The sequence below is a fragment of the Sphingopyxis sp. TUF1 genome, assembly GCF_036687315.1.
Taxonomy (GTDB): domain Bacteria; phylum Pseudomonadota; class Alphaproteobacteria; order Sphingomonadales; family Sphingomonadaceae; genus Sphingopyxis; species Sphingopyxis kveilinensis.
Genome location: NZ_CP144683.1, coordinates 1,037,764 through 1,053,643, shown reverse-complemented (window position 1 = coordinate 1,053,643; position 15,880 = coordinate 1,037,764). Strand labels below are relative to the sequence as shown.

Annotated in this window: 11 protein-coding genes; 7 read left to right on the top strand and 4 right to left on the bottom strand. The window is 61.9% G+C overall.

Annotated elements, in window-relative coordinates; all coding sequences use genetic code 11:
* Positions 1-139: 139 nt before the first annotated feature.
* Positions 140-3,145, bottom strand: coding sequence for a TonB-dependent receptor domain-containing protein (locus tag VSX77_RS04970; RefSeq protein ID WP_338426554.1), 3,006 nt, complete (start codon positions 3,143-3,145; stop codon positions 140-142).
* A gap of 148 nt (positions 3,146-3,293) precedes the next feature.
* A complete protein-coding gene (ahcY, locus tag VSX77_RS04965) occupies positions 3,294-4,712 on the bottom strand; it encodes an adenosylhomocysteinase (protein WP_338426553.1) in 1,419 nt (472 codons plus the stop codon).
* A 403-nt stretch (positions 4,713-5,115) separates the two neighbouring features.
* On the opposite strand from ahcY, the gene VSX77_RS04960 reads away from it, so the two are divergent.
* Positions 5,116-5,514, top strand: a complete 399-nt coding sequence (locus VSX77_RS04960) for a hypothetical protein (RefSeq protein ID WP_338426552.1) — start codon at positions 5,116-5,118, stop codon at positions 5,512-5,514.
* A gap of 91 nt (positions 5,515-5,605) precedes the next feature.
* Here VSX77_RS04960 and VSX77_RS04955 read toward each other — a convergent pair whose 3' ends face one another.
* Positions 5,606-6,169, bottom strand: a complete 564-nt coding sequence (locus VSX77_RS04955) for a YqgE/AlgH family protein (RefSeq protein WP_338426551.1) — start codon at positions 6,167-6,169, stop codon at positions 5,606-5,608.
* 165 nt (positions 6,170-6,334) lie between these two features.
* Between VSX77_RS04955 and VSX77_RS04950 the strand changes: the two genes are divergently transcribed.
* The 4 genes from VSX77_RS04950 (at position 6,335) to clpA (ending at position 11,389) form a co-directional block, all read left to right on the top strand.
* A complete protein-coding gene (locus tag VSX77_RS04950) occupies positions 6,335-6,655 on the top strand; it encodes a putative quinol monooxygenase (protein WP_338426550.1) in 321 nt (106 codons plus the stop codon).
* A gap of 90 nt (positions 6,656-6,745) precedes the next feature.
* The gene (locus VSX77_RS04945; protein ID WP_338426549.1) at positions 6,746-7,228 is read left to right on the top strand and encodes a peroxiredoxin; all 483 of its coding nucleotides are present in this window, start codon (positions 6,746-6,748) and stop codon (positions 7,226-7,228) included.
* A 189-nt stretch (positions 7,229-7,417) separates the two neighbouring features.
* Positions 7,418-8,899, top strand: a complete 1,482-nt coding sequence (locus tag VSX77_RS04940; protein ID WP_338426548.1) for an AMP nucleosidase — start codon at positions 7,418-7,420, stop codon at positions 8,897-8,899.
* A 150-nt stretch (positions 8,900-9,049) separates the two neighbouring features.
* Entirely contained in the window at positions 9,050-11,389 is a 2,340-nt protein-coding gene (gene clpA / locus VSX77_RS04935; protein ID WP_338426547.1) for an ATP-dependent Clp protease ATP-binding subunit ClpA, read from the top strand.
* Positions 11,390-11,548: 159 nt separating this feature from the next.
* Here clpA and VSX77_RS04930 read toward each other — a convergent pair whose 3' ends face one another.
* Positions 11,549-13,213, bottom strand: coding sequence for a long-chain-fatty-acid--CoA ligase (locus VSX77_RS04930; RefSeq protein WP_338426546.1), 1,665 nt, complete (start codon positions 13,211-13,213; stop codon positions 11,549-11,551).
* A 137-nt stretch (positions 13,214-13,350) separates the two neighbouring features.
* Between VSX77_RS04930 and VSX77_RS04925 the strand changes: the two genes are divergently transcribed.
* On the top strand, positions 13,351-13,899 hold the full coding sequence (locus VSX77_RS04925) for a hypothetical protein (RefSeq protein WP_338426545.1): 549 nt from the start codon (positions 13,351-13,353) through the stop codon (positions 13,897-13,899).
* 33 nt (positions 13,900-13,932) lie between these two features.
* Entirely contained in the window at positions 13,933-15,774 is a 1,842-nt protein-coding gene (pabB, locus tag VSX77_RS04920; protein WP_338426544.1) for an aminodeoxychorismate synthase component I, read from the top strand.
* The last annotated feature ends 106 nt before the right edge of the window (positions 15,775-15,880 follow it).

Genomic DNA, 15,880 nt, shown 5'->3' with positions numbered 1-15,880 from the left:
TTTGACCTTTGAACGATTGCTTCGAGGCGAGATGTTTATTTTGTCAGATATCCGATCGCGAACGGGGACAAACGTTGAAAGAGACTCGTGGAGCCGGCTCCCACGCAAGCGCGGGCGAGACCGGCTCCAAGTTCCATGATCACAAATTGGTTCGGAAGCCAAAATAGAAGAAACGGCCGACCGCGCTGACAGGATAGAATGTCGCTCCTACGTCCGGCTGTTGGTCGAACAGGTTATTAACCCCCGCATAGAAAGTGAAATTGTCATCGACATCCATCGACGCTTGCACGTCATGCGTGAAACGCGCCTTGAATTTCAGAAATTCGGGCGCGACGATGTCCGGGTCTGCTTCGATCGTCTGCTTCGAAAACCGAAGGGTCTTACTAAAATAATTTACCCGATAGTTGAGCCCGAACTTGTCGAGCTGCCAATTGATATTACCGTTCACCTGCCACTTCGGTGCATTTACTGTGCCACGGCTGTCAATGACGTTTCCGCCCGGCGTAGCGATGAAAGTCAATTTCTCAAGATAATTACCTACCAGACTCAGCTGAAATGTTCCGATGCCAGCGCGGGGCTGAAACCGGTAACGCGCTGAGAAATCGACACCTCTTGTCGTAAACTCGGCGACATTTTGTGGCAGGAGCCGGAAACCCGATACGACGCCGGGAGCAGCCGTATTGGTACCCGGGTTACGATCGATGGCTTCGCAAAACACATTGTTCAGATCCGGCGCATCGACGCAAAGCTCGGCAACGGTCGTCAATGAAGGCGTCGAAACAGCGTCCTCAATTTTAACATCATAATAATCGGCTGAAAGGGTCAGACCCGGGATGAAACGAGGTTGTAGAATGACACCCGCGGTGATTGTCTTGGCGGTTTCTTCACTAAGATTACGGTTACCGCCCGCCAAGCCGGGCAGGCTGGAGCTGGTATCGCCCGTGAAGTCGGCAATCTGTTGGGCGGATAGACCGAGCTGCTGGAATATAGCCTGACAATTTGCTGCACGTGTACTCGTCCCGTCATTGATATTGTCGGGTGCGCACGGGTCAGTGATGAATTGGAAAGTCTGGTTCGATGGCCCGAATAGCTCCCCGATATTGGGAGCACGAACCGCCTGGGCATAGGTACCGCGGAACCGAATGTCGGGTATCGGGGAATATATGCCACCAACTTGGAAGGTCGTCGCGGTACCGATTGTCGAATAGTCGGCAATGCGGATGGCCCCGTTGAGCGTGAGCTCGTGGAATCCCGGACGTCCGCTAACGATGGGAACACGCAATTCACCAAACACCTCTTTGACGTCGAACGACCCTTTTTCGGGGAAAAGCGCATTGCCAAAGGTCAGACCGGTTGTATTGACAGGGTCCGGATTGGATTCGCTCTTTTCCTTACGATATTCGGCACCCACGGCGAATCCGATCTCGTCACCCCATAACTTTAGCTTGTCGCCGAATGTACCCGAAATGGAACCCGAAATGACGTGCTGTTGAATGCGCGACCGATCGATCGCATCGGTCAGGAGGAAATCGATTGCGCCGGGAAGCTGAGTTTCGCTGAAGACATTGAACGGAACACATCCGCTGTTCGGTCCGGGGGTGAACGACAATGGTTGATCGTCGAATGCAAAAGGCTGGGACACAAAATTATAAAATGGCTGATCACTCAGCCCCACAGGAGCAATGTTTGACCGGCAAACAATATTCCCGTTCGGCGTTCCCGTAAGAAATGCACCTTCATCGACAGCATCGATCGCCGCGAAAAAGCGATCGTTGAATCGCGTACGCGTTTGACGGATCGTGGCGTCAGAACGACCATAAACATAGGACAGCTCAAAGCCCAAATTGTCTGTCAGATCACCTACGAGGCCAAGTACTCCGCGATAAGTTTCTCGGCGATTGCTTTCGCCGCGCCGCCCGATGTCAAGATTATCGCGGTTCACTAGAACGCCGAAATCACCTGCAGCGGCTTGTGCCGCATCGCGGATGTTGGCGGGCATAAACGCATTGTCGGTCGGAATCAGCAGCGTGAAATCAAACGTCGGCTGGCCTTCTGAGGATGAATCCACGCGCGCGTACTTGCCTTGCGCGAAAAATCTGATGTTGTCGGTTATCTCATAGTTGAACAGCGCATTCGCGACATAACGTTCGATCAGAGGCAAAAGTTCGCCGCCATAGGTCGAAACGGGAGTGCCGCTGCCGCCGACCTGAAAAATTCCGCCAGCATATGTCCCCGGGTCAAAAACGGATCCGTCACCGACGAAGTCGGGCGTGAAGTCCAAGTCAACGTCCACTGCCCCTGACGGGTTGGAGTCGAAATAGCGAACATCGCGATACGGGATCAGGTCAGGAACATTCGGGTCGTCGCCAATATCGTCGAGATTGTCGCTGAAAGTAACAAAATTTTCGGGAAGCAAGCGCCGGCGTTGTTCGCGCAGGAAGCGGTCGTCGCGGCCATATTCCAGTGAAAGCGCGACATTTCCACGATCTTCTGCGAAGTTCATGCCGCCGGTAATCGTTGCAAAATAGGCCGTTCCGTCGCCTTGTTCAGAAACCCCTGCTTGCGCGCGGGCCGTCAAACCTTCAAAATTGCGTTTCATGACGAAGTTGACCGCACCGCTGACCGCATCTGCGCCGTAGATTGCCGACGCCCCCCCAGTTACGATATCGACACGCTCGATCAGGTCGATCGGGATCGTATTGGTGTCGATAGACGAAGACCCCGGAACCGCGGCCACATGCCGCCTGCCATCGATCAACACTAGAGTCCGCTGCGTGCCCAAATTGCGGAGATCGAGTAGGTTAAGGCCTACACCGCCAATGCCAGCATTAGTACCTGACCCGTCGTTCGAATCGCTTGATCCGGCTAGCGCGGGCAATTCGGTCAAAAATTGCGTGAGATTGGTAATGCCGGAATTTTGGATAGCATCGGCTTCGACGGACACCACCGGGTTGGCAAAATCATATTGGGGCGTGCGGATACGCGTTCCTGAAACGACAATCTCTTGCTCTTGTGTGTCTTGCTCATTTTCGCTGGCCAGGGGCTCAGGTGCAGCTGTGTCCTGAGCTTGAGCGGTGCCGATCGACGCGGTCAGCGCGATAGCGGAAACGCAGGCGCCAAAAGCGGTCTTGGAAATCCTGTTCATATAAAGCTCCCCGGTTATCGGGGAGGCCAAGCCTCCCCGGATCAAAGGAACAATACATCTCCGCGTTTATGGTTCTATTAAAATTCGATTCCTAAGCAATCTGCCATTAAGCTGTTGCAAAATTGTCACGTATCTCCGCGGCCTTGCCTCAATACCGATAATGGTCGGGCTTGAACGGGCCTTCGACCGGCACGCCGATATAATCGGCCTGCTTCTGCGAAAGTTTGCTGAGCTGAACGCCGAGTTTTTCGAGGTGCAGCGCCGCGACCTTTTCGTCGAGATGCTTGGGCAGGACGTAAACGTCGTTCTTGTACTGCTCGCTGCGCGTCCACAGTTCGATCTGCGCGAGCGTCTGGTTGGTGAAGCTCGCCGACATCACGAAGCTCGGGTGACCCGTGGCGTTGCCGAGGTTCACCAGGCGGCCCTTTGACAGGATGATGATCTGCTTGCCGTCGGGGAATTCGACCAGGTCGACCTGCGGCTTCACTTCGGTCCACTTGTAGTTGGCGAGCGCCGCAATCTGGATCTCGCTGTCGAAGTGGCCGATGTTGCAGACGATCGCCATATTCTTCATCGCGGCCATATGTTCGGCGGTGATGACGTCGGCGTTGCCCGTCGCGGTGACGAAGATGTCCGAACGCTTCACGGCTTCGTCCATCGTCACGACCTCGAACCCTTCCATCGCCGCTTGCAGCGCGCAGATCGGGTCGATTTCGGTGACGAGCACGCGCGCGCCGCCGTTGCGGAGGCTTTGCGCGCTGCCCTTGCCGACGTCGCCGAAGCCCGCGACGGTCGCGACCTTGCCTGCGAGCATGACATCGGTGCCGCGGCGGATCGCGTCGACGAGCGACTCTTTACAGCCATAAAGGTTGTCGAACTTCGATTTGGTGACGCTGTCGTTGACGTTGATCGCGGGGAAGGGCAGCTCGCCCTTCTTGGCGATGTGGTACAGGCGGTGGACGCCGGTCGTCGTTTCTTCGGATACGCCCTTGATCGCCTTGACGGTCTTGGTGAGATAGCCGGGACGCGCGGCGATGAACGCCTTGAGCGCGCGCTGCATTTCGACCTCTTCCTCATTTTCGGGTGCGGGCATCGTCTCGCCGGCTTCGAGCTTTGCGCCCCACAGCGCGAACATGGTGGCGTCGCCGCCATCGTCGAGGATCAGGTTGGCGGTCTGGCCGTCATTGTCGCTTTCCCAGTCGAAGATGCGGCCGACATAATCCCAATAATCGGCCAGGCTTTCGCCCTTCACCGCGAATACCGGCACGCCCGTCGCGGCAATCGCGGCGGCCGCATGGTCCTGCGTCGAAAAGATGTTGCACGTCGCCCAGCGGACTTCGGCGCCGAGTGCAGTCAGCGTTTCGATCAGCACCGCGGTCTGGATCGTCATGTGCAGCGAACCGGTGATGCGTGCACCTTTGAGGGGCTGCGCTGCGCCATATTCGGCGCGCAGCGCCATCAGGCCGGGCATTTCGGTTTCGGCGATGTTGATTTCCTTGCGCCCGAAATCGGCAAGGCCGATGTCGGCAACGACATAATCACGGGTGTCGGCGGCGAGAGTGGCCACGGGGAATTCTCCATATTGGCATGAACGACCGCAGGCGAGCGGCCACGAAAACTCTGTAATTTTCTTGCGCGTCCTAACCGAAAGCGCGCCGCCGATCAAATATAAACTTTTCTTTATATCGCAAGCCCGGCACCGCCTGGCGATCGCGCCGAACATGCGAATCGGCGCGCGACGGGAAGCCCCCGCGTGAAAAAATTTTCGCAGGCCACAATTGTGACAGTCGGTGCCGCACTTTTGTGACACGGAGTCGCAAAGTCCAAGATTCTGAAAATCTTGATTTATAATGCGCCCTGCGATCAGCATAATTTGTTTTTGTGACAATAGTGTTACAACCCGCCGAAAACATTGACTTTTCCTGTCGTGCGCGAGAAAATCGGCGAAAGTTTTCGGGGAGATAGTCGAGATGAAAAAAATCCTGTTGCCGCTGATCGCACTGGCTGTTGCAAGCCCCGCTGCGGCGCAATCGATCGTCGTGGTCACCGCGCCGCAGGCCGATTCGCAGACGCTGCCGGTGGCCTATGCTGAACTCAAGGCCGGCGAGAACCAGGCCGCGGTCGACGCACTCACCGGCGAAACCACGCTCGGCGCGCGCGATCCTTCGCGCCTCATCAATCTTGGCACCGCTTATGCCCGGCTGGGTCGCACCGCCGATGCCGCCGCCGCCTATGACGCCGCGATCGACAGCCCGATCCGTTACGACGTCGAACTCGCGAGCGGCCGTTATGTCGATTCGCGCTGGGCGGCACGGACGGCTCTCGCCAATCTGAAGCAGGGTCGGCCGCTGCTGGCGCTCGCGCGGTAACAATAATCGTCGCGCCCGCGCAGGCGGGGCCGCGAGCAACCTTGCGCGACGTCGATAATGGCCCCCGCCTTCGCGGGGGCGACGGCTCTCACTAAGCCTCGCCACCCTCGGTTGTCAGCAGGCGGGCGTCCACTCCCGCCTCGGCAAACGCCGCCTGCCATCGTTTGGCGGGCGGCGTGTCGAACAGCAGGGCGTCGCTGCCCGGCGTGACATGCCAGCCGTGACGCACTAGCTCACCCTCCAGCTGCCCCGGCGACCATCCCGCATAGCCCAGCGCGACCAGCCAGCGCGACGGCCCGCGGCCTTCGCCGATCGCGCGCAAAATGTCGTGCGAACTCGACACCATCCAGCGATCGGAGACCTGCACTGCGCCTTCGCCGCCCCAGTCGAGGCTGTGGAGGACGAAGCCGCGCGAGGGTTCGACCGGGCCGCCCAGATAGACGGGCTCCTCGAGCGGTACCTCGTGGCCGATCTCGAGTTGATCGAGAACCGCGCCGACGGTCATCCCCTCGATCGGGTCGGCGATGCCGATTCCCATCGCGCCATCCTCGTCATGGCTGATCATCGCGATCACCGAATGCTCGAAGCGGGGATCGCCAATCCCGGGCAGTGCGAGCAGCAGCTGGCCGGTAAACCAGGTGGGGGCCATATCCATAGGGTCACTTTGCCGGATCAATTCCGCGCGGTCCAGTGCCGCGACACTGCGCAGCGGTGATCCATCTGTCGCGCCGCCGTGATAATCCACTTTACCTCAATTCCGGTTGAGCTTTTATCGTCTTGCTCCCCGCCAGGTCCGAGCCTGGGTTTGAAGGAGCCAATGATGACGATGTTCGACGACACCCTGCTTTTTTCGACGACGATTTTCACGCCGCACGCCGCCGAGCGCGAAGATTTTTTGAGGGCGCAAAGCGAACGGTTGCCCTTGTTCGGCAATATCCCTGGATGGCACGGAACACGATTTTTTGCCGAAGAGCGCGGGCGACGCTTTCTGTTGCTTTCAAGCTTTACCGACGCGCAGGCGCAGGACGATTTTGCCGCGACGCCGGCCTTTCAGGCGCATCGCGCGACATTGCTGCCGATGTTGGAAGGCGTGGACAGCCAGCATTGGCGACTGGTTCTGGCGCGCGACCCCGGCAGTTAATCGCGGCGAGCCTAGTCCGCGCCTTGACACCACTGCTGCGCATCACGATGTCTGCGCCTCCGAAATTCTCCAGCAAAAAAGGATGCTGACATGACAATCAAGACCGGTGACAAGCTGCCCGACGCGACCTTTGTAAAGGTCACCGAAAACGGTCCCGAACAGGTCAGCAGCGCTGATTATTTCAAGGGCCGCAAGGTCGCGCTTTTCTCGGTCCCCGGCGCCTTTACGCCAACCTGTTCGGCCAAGCACCTGCCGGGCTTCGTCGACAAGGCCGATGAACTGAAGGCGAAGGGCGTCGATGAAATCGCCTGCACCGCGGTCAACGATGCATTCGTGATGGGTGCGTGGGGCAAGAGCGCCAATGCCGGCGATACGGTGACGATGCTCGCCGACGGCAATGGCGCCTTCGCCGAAGCGGTGGGCCTCACCATGGACGGCACCGCCTTTGGGATGGGCAAGCGTGGCCAGCGTTTCTCGATGATCGTCAACGACGGCGTCGTTGAACAGCTGAACGTCGAAGCGCCCGGTGAGTTCAAGGTGTCGAGCGCCGATCATATGCTGGAACAGTTGTAAGAGCTTGATCCTCCCTGTGGCGAAGCCATGGGGAGGTGGCAGCGCGAAGCGCTGACGGAGGGGCTATGGCGCGACGGCCGCCGCCCCTCCACCACGCCCTCCGGGCGCGGTCCCCCTCCCATCGCTGCGCGACAGGGAGGAGTCTCCCCCCTCTTCCCTTTTGTCATAATTTCGTGCAACAGCGACGCGATGACATCCAGATCATCGCAAGAAAACACCGATCCCGCCGCGCGCGTCGACGCCATCATCGCCGAGCTTCAGGACAAGTTCCGCGCATCGGTTTCCAACCTCAAATCCGCCATCGCAGATTATGTCCGCGACCGCAGCCTGCCGCCCGCCGATGCCGCGGCAAAGGGGCTGTTCGACTATCCGGCGATCCGCCTGACGACCACGGGTGAGCAGCGCGAGGGGCAGGCGGGGCATAATCTGTCCTTCGGCCGCTTCGAGCGTGCGGGCACCTTCGTCACGACGGTGACACGTCCCGATCTGTTTGCCGATTACCTCCGCGAACAGCTGATGCTGCTCGCGCGCCATTATGACGTCGAACTTGAAGTGACGCGGACGGGGCAGCAGATCCCCTTTCCCTATGTGCTCGACGCCAGCGACGGGTCGGACATGGGCGGGGTCACCCCGCTCGAGCTTGCGCGCCATTTCCCGACCACCGAGCTTGCCGACATCGGCGACGAATTGGCCGACGGGCTGTTTGGACAGGATCCGGCCGCAGATCAGCCGCTCGCGCTGTTCGACGCCCTGCGCACCGACTTCAGCCTTGCGCGCCTGCGCCACTATACCGGTACCGCGCCCGAGCATTTTCAGCGTTATATCCTGTTCACCAACTATCATCGCTATGTCGATGAATTCGTCGCCTGGGCGGGCGCGCAGGTGGGGCAGGGGCGCTATACTGCGCTCGCGGGCGCCGCGGGGCTTTACGTCGATCAGCCCGGCGTCAATGCGAGCGCGCTCGTCGCCGACAGCGCGTGGCGGCGGCACCAGATGCCCGCCTATCACCTCATCGCGCCCGATGGCGGCGGCATCACGCTCGTCAACATCGGCGTCGGCCCGTCGAACGCCAAGACGATCTGCGACCATCTCGCGGTGCTGCGGCCCGAAGCCTGGCTGATGATCGGCCATTGCGGCGGGCTCCGTCCCAGCCAGCGCATCGGCGATTATGTGCTCGCGCACGCATATCTTCGCGACGACCATATTCTCGACGCGGTGCTGCCGGTCGAAATCCCGATCCCGCCGATCGCCGAAGTGCAGCAGGCGCTCGCCAGCGCGGCCGAAAGCGTGTCGGGCGCGACCGGCGCCGACCTCAAGAAACGGATGCGCACGGGCACCGTCGTTACCACCGACGACCGCAATTGGGAGCTGCGCTACACCGACAGCGCGCTGCGCTTTTCGCAATCGCGCGCGATCGGTATCGACATGGAAAGCGCAACGATCGCCGCGCAAGGCTATCGTTTCCGCGTCCCCTATGGCACCCTGCTCTGCGTCAGCGACAAGCCGCTTCACGGCGAGCTCAAGCTGCCCGGACAGGCGAACCGTTTCTACGAGGAAGCGATCGCCGCGCACCTTCAGATCGGTATCCGCGCGTGCGAAACGATGCGCGACGAGGGGGCCAAGCTGCACAGCCGGAAACTGCGCGCATTCAACGAACCACCGTTCCGTTGATCCGCCGCTTCGACAACCATGAAGCAAGTCTGTCATTGGAATTTCACATGCGCTGCCGCTTTTCCCTTGCGGTGCGGCGGCGGCATCGCCACGTTGGATTCTTAAGGGGGCCGCTCTCCCCGGCCTGGTCCCCGCAAGGAGATGAAGACCATGCCGTCCTTTTCGGAAAGCCTCGAAAAGACCCTGCACAACGCGCTGAAGGCCGCTTCGGAGCGTCACCATGAATATGCGACATTGGAGCATCTGCTCTTCGCGCTGATCGATGACGATCATGCCGCCGAAGTGATGCGCGCGTGCGGTGTCGCGCTCGATGACCTGCAAACGGCCGTCGTCCACTATCTCGACACCGAACTCGACAGCCTGAAAGTCGAAGGGCACAGCGATCCGTCGCCGACGAGCGGCTTCCAGCGCGTTGTCCAGCGCGCGATCCTGCACGTCCAGTCGTCGGGCAAGGATGAGGTCACGGGCGCCAACGTCCTTGTCGCGCTCTTTTCCGAACGCGAAAGCTACGCCGTCTATTTCCTTCAGCAGCAGGATCTGACGCGGCTCGACGCGGTCTCCTACCTCAGCCACGGCGTCGGCAAGGGCGGCAAGCCTTCGCCGCAGGCCGAGCCCGAAGAAAAGGAAGAAACGAAGGACAAGGACAGCAGCGGCAAGACCAAGAAGGAAACCGCGCTCGACCAGTTCACCGTCAACCTCAACGAAAAGGCAAAGACCGGCAAGGTCGATCCGCTGATCGGCCGCAATGCCGAGGTCGATCGCACGATCCAGATCCTCTGCCGCCGGTCGAAGAACAACCCGCTCTATGTCGGCGATCCCGGCGTCGGCAAAACCGCGATCGCCGAAGGCCTCGCGCGCAAGATCATCGAGGGCGACGTGCCCGAGGTGCTGCTGCCCGCGGTCATCTATTCGCTCGACATGGGCGCGCTGCTCGCCGGTACGCGCTATCGTGGTGACTTCGAGGAGCGGCTGAAACAGGTCGTGACCGAACTCGAAGGTCTGCCGCACGCGATCCTGTTCATCGACGAGATCCACACCGTCATCGGTGCGGGCGCAACGTCGGGCGGCGCGATGGATGCGTCGAACCTGCTGAAACCGGCGCTTTCGGGCGGCGTGATCCGCTGCATCGGCTCGACGACCTATAAGGAGTTCCGCAACCATTTCGAAAAGGACCGCGCGCTACTCCGCCGGTTCCAGAAGATCGACGTGGTCGAACCGACGCTCGAGGATACCAAGAAAATCCTTGCGGGGCTGCGCAGCGCGTTCGAGGCGCATCACCAGGTGCGTTACACCCCCGACGCGATCAACGCCGCGGTCGATCTGTCGGCGCGCTACATCAACGACCGCAAATTGCCCGACAAGGCGATCGACGTGATCGACGAGGTCGGCGCGATGCAGATGCTCGTCGCCCCGTCGAAGCGCAAGAAGACGATCACCGCGAAAGAGATCGAGGCGGTCATCGCGACGATGGCGCGCATCCCGCCCAAATCGGTATCGACCGACGACAAGGCGACGCTCGCGAGCCTCGAAACCGACCTCAAGCGCGTCGTCTTCGGCCAGAACACCGCGATCGAGGTGCTGTCGTCGGCGATCAAGCTGAGCCGTGCGGGCCTGCGCGATCCCGAAAAGCCTATCGGCAATTATCTGTTCAGCGGCCCGACCGGCGTCGGCAAGACCGAGGTGGCGAAGCAGCTCGCGTCGATCATGGGCATCCCGCTCCAGCGCTTCGACATGAGCGAATATATGGAACGCCATTCGGTCAGCCGCCTGATCGGCGCACCGCCGGGCTATGTCGGCTACGATCAGGGCGGGCTGCTCACCGATGCGATCGACCAGAACCCGCATTGCGTGCTGCTGCTCGACGAGATCGAAAAGGCGCATCCCGATCTGTTCAACATCCTGCTTCAGGTGATGGACAACGGCCGCCTGACCGATCACCACGGCAAGACCGTCGATTTCCGCAACGTCATTTTGATCATGACGACCAATGCGGGCGCCAGCGACATGGCGCGCGAATCGATCGGCTTTGGCCAGTCGACGCGCGAGGATGTGCAGGAAGAGGCGGTGAAGCGCATGTTCACCCCCGAATTCCGCAACCGCCTCGATGCGATCGTTCCCTTCGGCTACCTGCCGCCCGAAGTCGTCGCGCGCGTTGTCGACAAGTTCATTCTCGAACTCGAGCTGCAACTCGCCGACCGCAACGTCCATATCCAGCTCGACGATGCGGCGCGCGAATGGCTGACCGGCAAGGGCTATGACAAGCTCTATGGCGCGCGTCCGATGGGCCGGTTGATCCAGGAAAAGATCAAGCAGCCGCTCGCCGAGGAGTTGCTCTTCGGCAAGCTGGTCCACGGCGGCGAGGTGAAGGTGAAGATGAAGACCGGCGAGGACGCCCATGTCGGCAATCCGCTAGCCTTTGAGATCACCCCCGCGGCGCCCAAGGGCGCCAAGGGCAAAGCGAAAGCCAAGCCGGAGAAGGCGGCCGAATAGGGCGCGAGCGTTTCCGGCAGGATCGACAAAAAAAAACGTGTATCCCCGCGAAGGCGGGGATCCATCACCGGCCGGTGCAAACTTGCACTGGCGGGAGATGGGCACCCGCCTTCGCGGGTGCGCACGCTTGTCTCACTGGGCCGTGTTCTAGATCGGGCGCTACCCCGCCTCGGCCCTGAGCGCCTTGCGGTCGAGCTTGCCGATCATCGTCTTTGGCAGCGCGTCGCGCACCTCGACCGCGATCACCCGTTCATGCTTGCCGATCTGCGGGTTGAGCCAGGCTGCGAGCGCTTCGCCGCTGACCTCGAACCCTTCCTCCAGCGTCACAAAGGCCTTGGGTGCCTCGCCGCGATAGGCGTCGGGAACGCCTAGCACGATCGCTTCCTTGACCGCGGGATGCTCGTACAGATGCGCCTCGATCACGCTCGGATAGACTTTGAAGCCGCCGACCGCGATCATGTCCTTCAGCCGATCGACGATGCGGATATAGCCGCCCTCCTCGACAATCGCGACGTCGCCGGTGCGCAGCCAGCCGTCGGCGGTGAAACTGTCGGTGTCGGCGTCGGGCCGGTTCCAGTACCCTTGCATGATTTGCGGCCCTTTGACCGCCAGTTCGCCGGGCTCGCCGCCCGGCGCATCCTTTGTCGGGTCTTCCTTGTCGAGCAGGCGGATGTGGGTTGCTGGCAAAGGCTGGCCGATCGTGCCGGGACGGACGGGACCGTTATAAGGATTGGTCGCCACGACCCCCGAACTTTCGGTGAGGCCATAGCCCTCGACCAGCGACGCGCCGGTGGCGGCGACGAATTTTTCGCGCAGCTCGGCGGGCATCGGCGCGCCGCCGGAGATGCAGACGCGCAGCGAGGAGAAATCGGTGCGCGCCAGATCGGGATGGTCGAGCAGCGCCTGATACATCGTCGGGACGCCGGGCAGCGCCGTCGTCCGCGTGCGGTTGATTGCCGCCAGCGCCTGTTTGGCGTCGAAGCGCGGCAGCATGGTGATCGACCCGCCATTGAGCACCGTCCGGTTGAGCACGCAGGTGTTGGCAAAAACGTGAAAGAAGGGAAGGACGCCGAGGATGCGGTCGTCGGCGTCATGGTCGGGGTCAATGGCATTCACCTGCCGCGCATTCGCGGTCAGATTCTGGTGCGTCAGCTTAGCGCCTTTCGGTGTCCCCGTCGTGCCGCCGGTATATTGGATCAGCGCAACGTCGGTTTCGGGATCGATCGCGACGGCGTCGGGCCGCCCGTCATTGTCGGTGAGCGCCGAAAAGCGGATCACGCGCGGATCATCGGGCATCGGCGCGACCTCGCCGCGCTTGAACAGGCGATAGAGCAGCGACTTGGTCCGCGGCAGTCCGCCCGCGACCGACCCGACGATCAGCCGGTTCAGGCTCGATCCGTCGAGAACCTTGAGCGCAGTGGGCAGCAGCGCTGCGGCGCTCAGCGTGAACAGCGTGTCGGTGCCCGAATCCTCAACCTGCGCTTCGAGTTCGGCGACGGTATAGAGCGGCGAGAAATTGACCACCGTCGCGCCCGTCATCAGCGCGCCATAATAGGCCGCGACATAATGGGGAACGTTGGGCAGGAACAGGCCGATGCGGCTGCCTTTGCCCAGCCCCAATTGCTGCAACCCGCGGGCAACGCGCGCGGCGCCCTGCGCAACCTCGACATAGCCGAACTGCCGCCCCATGAAATCGAGCATCGGCGCATGGCCCTTTCGCGCGACACTCGCCGCCAGCATGTCGGGCAGCGACAGCGGCGCGAAGCTCTGGTCCCAGTCGGTGGGGTGGTGATAATCGGTCGACCAGGAAAAGCGGCTGTTCATGAAATTGAGGCGACCTCTCTGTTTATGCGTTATTGACATCACTTTAAGCAGCGGCGCCGTCAATCGCAATGGCGCCCCGCGCTTGCGGTATGGCGGCGGGACAGCTAGTTGTGCGCTGGGATCGACAGGGGAAAGCCATGGCGTTGAAGCAACCGCGTTTGACCATTCTGGCCGCTGCGCTTTTGTCGCTGACCCCGGGATTTGCGTCCGCCGCCGCAAAGGAAACAGATGCCTCGGGAACGCCGGTGCAGGTGCAGCAAGTCTATGACTGCCGCGCAATTGGCGATGCCGCAGCGCGCCTGGCCTGTTTCGATCGACAGGTTGACGCGCTGGAGCAAGCGCAAACGGCGAATGATGTGACCTTTTTTGACCGCGCTGCGGCGCAAAGGGCGCGGCGCGGACTGTTCGGCTTCACTTTGCGCGACTTGCCCTTTTTCGGCGGGGGCGATGACGACAAGGAAAAGATGGCGCGGCTGGAAACCAAGATCAAATGGGCGCGGCGCGAGGGTTATAACAAGATGCGGTTCGAGATTGAGGATGGAGCAATCTGGATGCAAACCGACCAGACAGACGTTCCACGGGATCCTAAACCGGGCGAGCAAGTGGTTATTTATCCGGGTGCCATGGGAAGCTATTTTGCCGAGATCGGCCACATGAAGCGTATTCGCGTCCGCCGCGAACGTTGACGCTGCGCGGCACGCCGAACGAACGAGCCGATAATGCCGTGCTACACGATTGGCTTTGCGACGACAGGCAGCGCGCCCTTTGTCCTGCTCGACGACGCACGTGTCGAGGGCGCAGCGCCGGCGCGGCTTTTCGCCGATCCGGTGGACATTGTTGCGGTCGATAACGCTGCCGAAATTCCGGCGCTGCTGGACAGGCTCGGCGCGGCCCGGGCACGCGGCCTCCACGCCGCGGGCTATCTGGCTTATGAGGCGGGGAAGGGACTTGCGCCTGCATGGCGCGGCGCGGTCGACGCCGCGGCGGGGACCGTGCCGCTCGGCTGGTTCGGCCTGTTCGCCGATGTGCAGCGGATCGACGCCGGTGACGTCGAGCGCCTGCTTCCCGATCCGGCGTCGGCGTGGGTCGGTCCGGTCGCGCCGCGCATCGCGCGCGCCGATTATCTCGCGGCCGTCGAAGATGTGCTGTCCCTGATCCGCGCGGGCGATATCTATCAGGCGAACCTGACGCTTCGCGCCGACGTGCCAGTAGCGGGCGATCCACTCGCCGTCTACGCGCGGCTGCGGCGGACGGCGCGTGCCGGATATGGCGGCTTTGTCTGGACGGGCGAGCAGGCGATCGCGTCGCTGTCGCCGGAACTTTTCTTCGCGCTTCGCGACGGCACGGTGATCGCGCGGCCGATGAAGGGCACCGCATCGCGACGCGCCGGTCCCAAAGACGATGCGGCGGCGGCGCGCGAACTGGCCGAAGACCCCAAACAGCGCGCCGAAAATCTGATGATCGTCGATCTGATCCGCAACGACTTGTCGCGCGTCGCCGACCCGGGATCGGTCGCGGTGCCCGACCTTTTTCGCGTCGAAAGTTTCCCGACGATCCACCAGCTCGTGTCCGATGTCAGCGCGCGCCTGCCGCCGGGTGCCGGCGCCGTCGATGTGCTCCGCGCCGCCTTTCCCTGCGGGTCGATCACCGGCGCGCCCAAGGTGCGCGCGATGGAAATCATCGACGCGCTGGAGAAGGAGCCGCGCGGCCTCTACACTGGGTCCATCGGCTTTATCGAGCCGGGCGGCGATGCCGCGTTCAATGTCGCGATCCGGACGCTCGTCTTTCCCCCGGTCGCCGCGCAAGGCGGGTTGCAGGGCGCGCCGTCATGCGCCACGCTGGGATTGGGATCGGGAATCGTTGCCGACAGCGTGCCAGCCGAGGAATGGCGCGAATGTCTGGCCAAGGGGGAATTTGTGGGCGCAGCGGGCGAAAGTTTCGACCTGATTGAAACGATGCTATTCGACCCCGTCGACGGGGTTCAGCGCCTCGAGGGGCATCTGGCACGGATGAAGGCGAGCGCCGCGGCGCTCGGCTTTTCCTTTGACCGGCATGCCGCACGCAACAGCCTGCAATCGGCGACCTTCCGCCTGCGCAGCGCGGCGCGCGTGCGGATGCGGCTTGCGCCGTCGGGCGCCCTCGCGGTTGAGGTGTCACCGCTGCCGCGGCTGGCCGAACTGCCGGTGCCGGTCGCGGTGCGCCCCGCGCCGATGGGGCCGGATGATTTTCGCGCCCTGCACAAGACCAGCCTGCGCGCGCCCTATGACAGGGCGCGGCAGGACAGCGGCGCCGCCGAGGTCGTGTTCGTCAATGAACCGGGCTTTGTGACCGAGGGGAGCTGGAGCAACATCTTTGTCGAGCGCGACGGCGTGCTCCTTACCCCGCCGCTCGCGCTCGGACTGCTACCCGGCGTGCTTCGCGGCGAACTGATCGACAAGGGGCGCGCGGTCGAATCGCACCTTCGGCTCGCCGATCTCGCGCACGGTTTTTTCATCGGCAACAGCCTGCGCGGGCTGGTGCCGGCGCGGCTGGCCGAGGATGCGGGTAACGCGGCGGGCTGAATTGCCGTTTGCATAGGAAATTATCGCGCCGCCGCCTTGCGATTTGCGGACGGAGGCTTTAGGCGCGGCCGCGCGCAATTTCCTGTCCATCCGCTCGCGAAGGAAC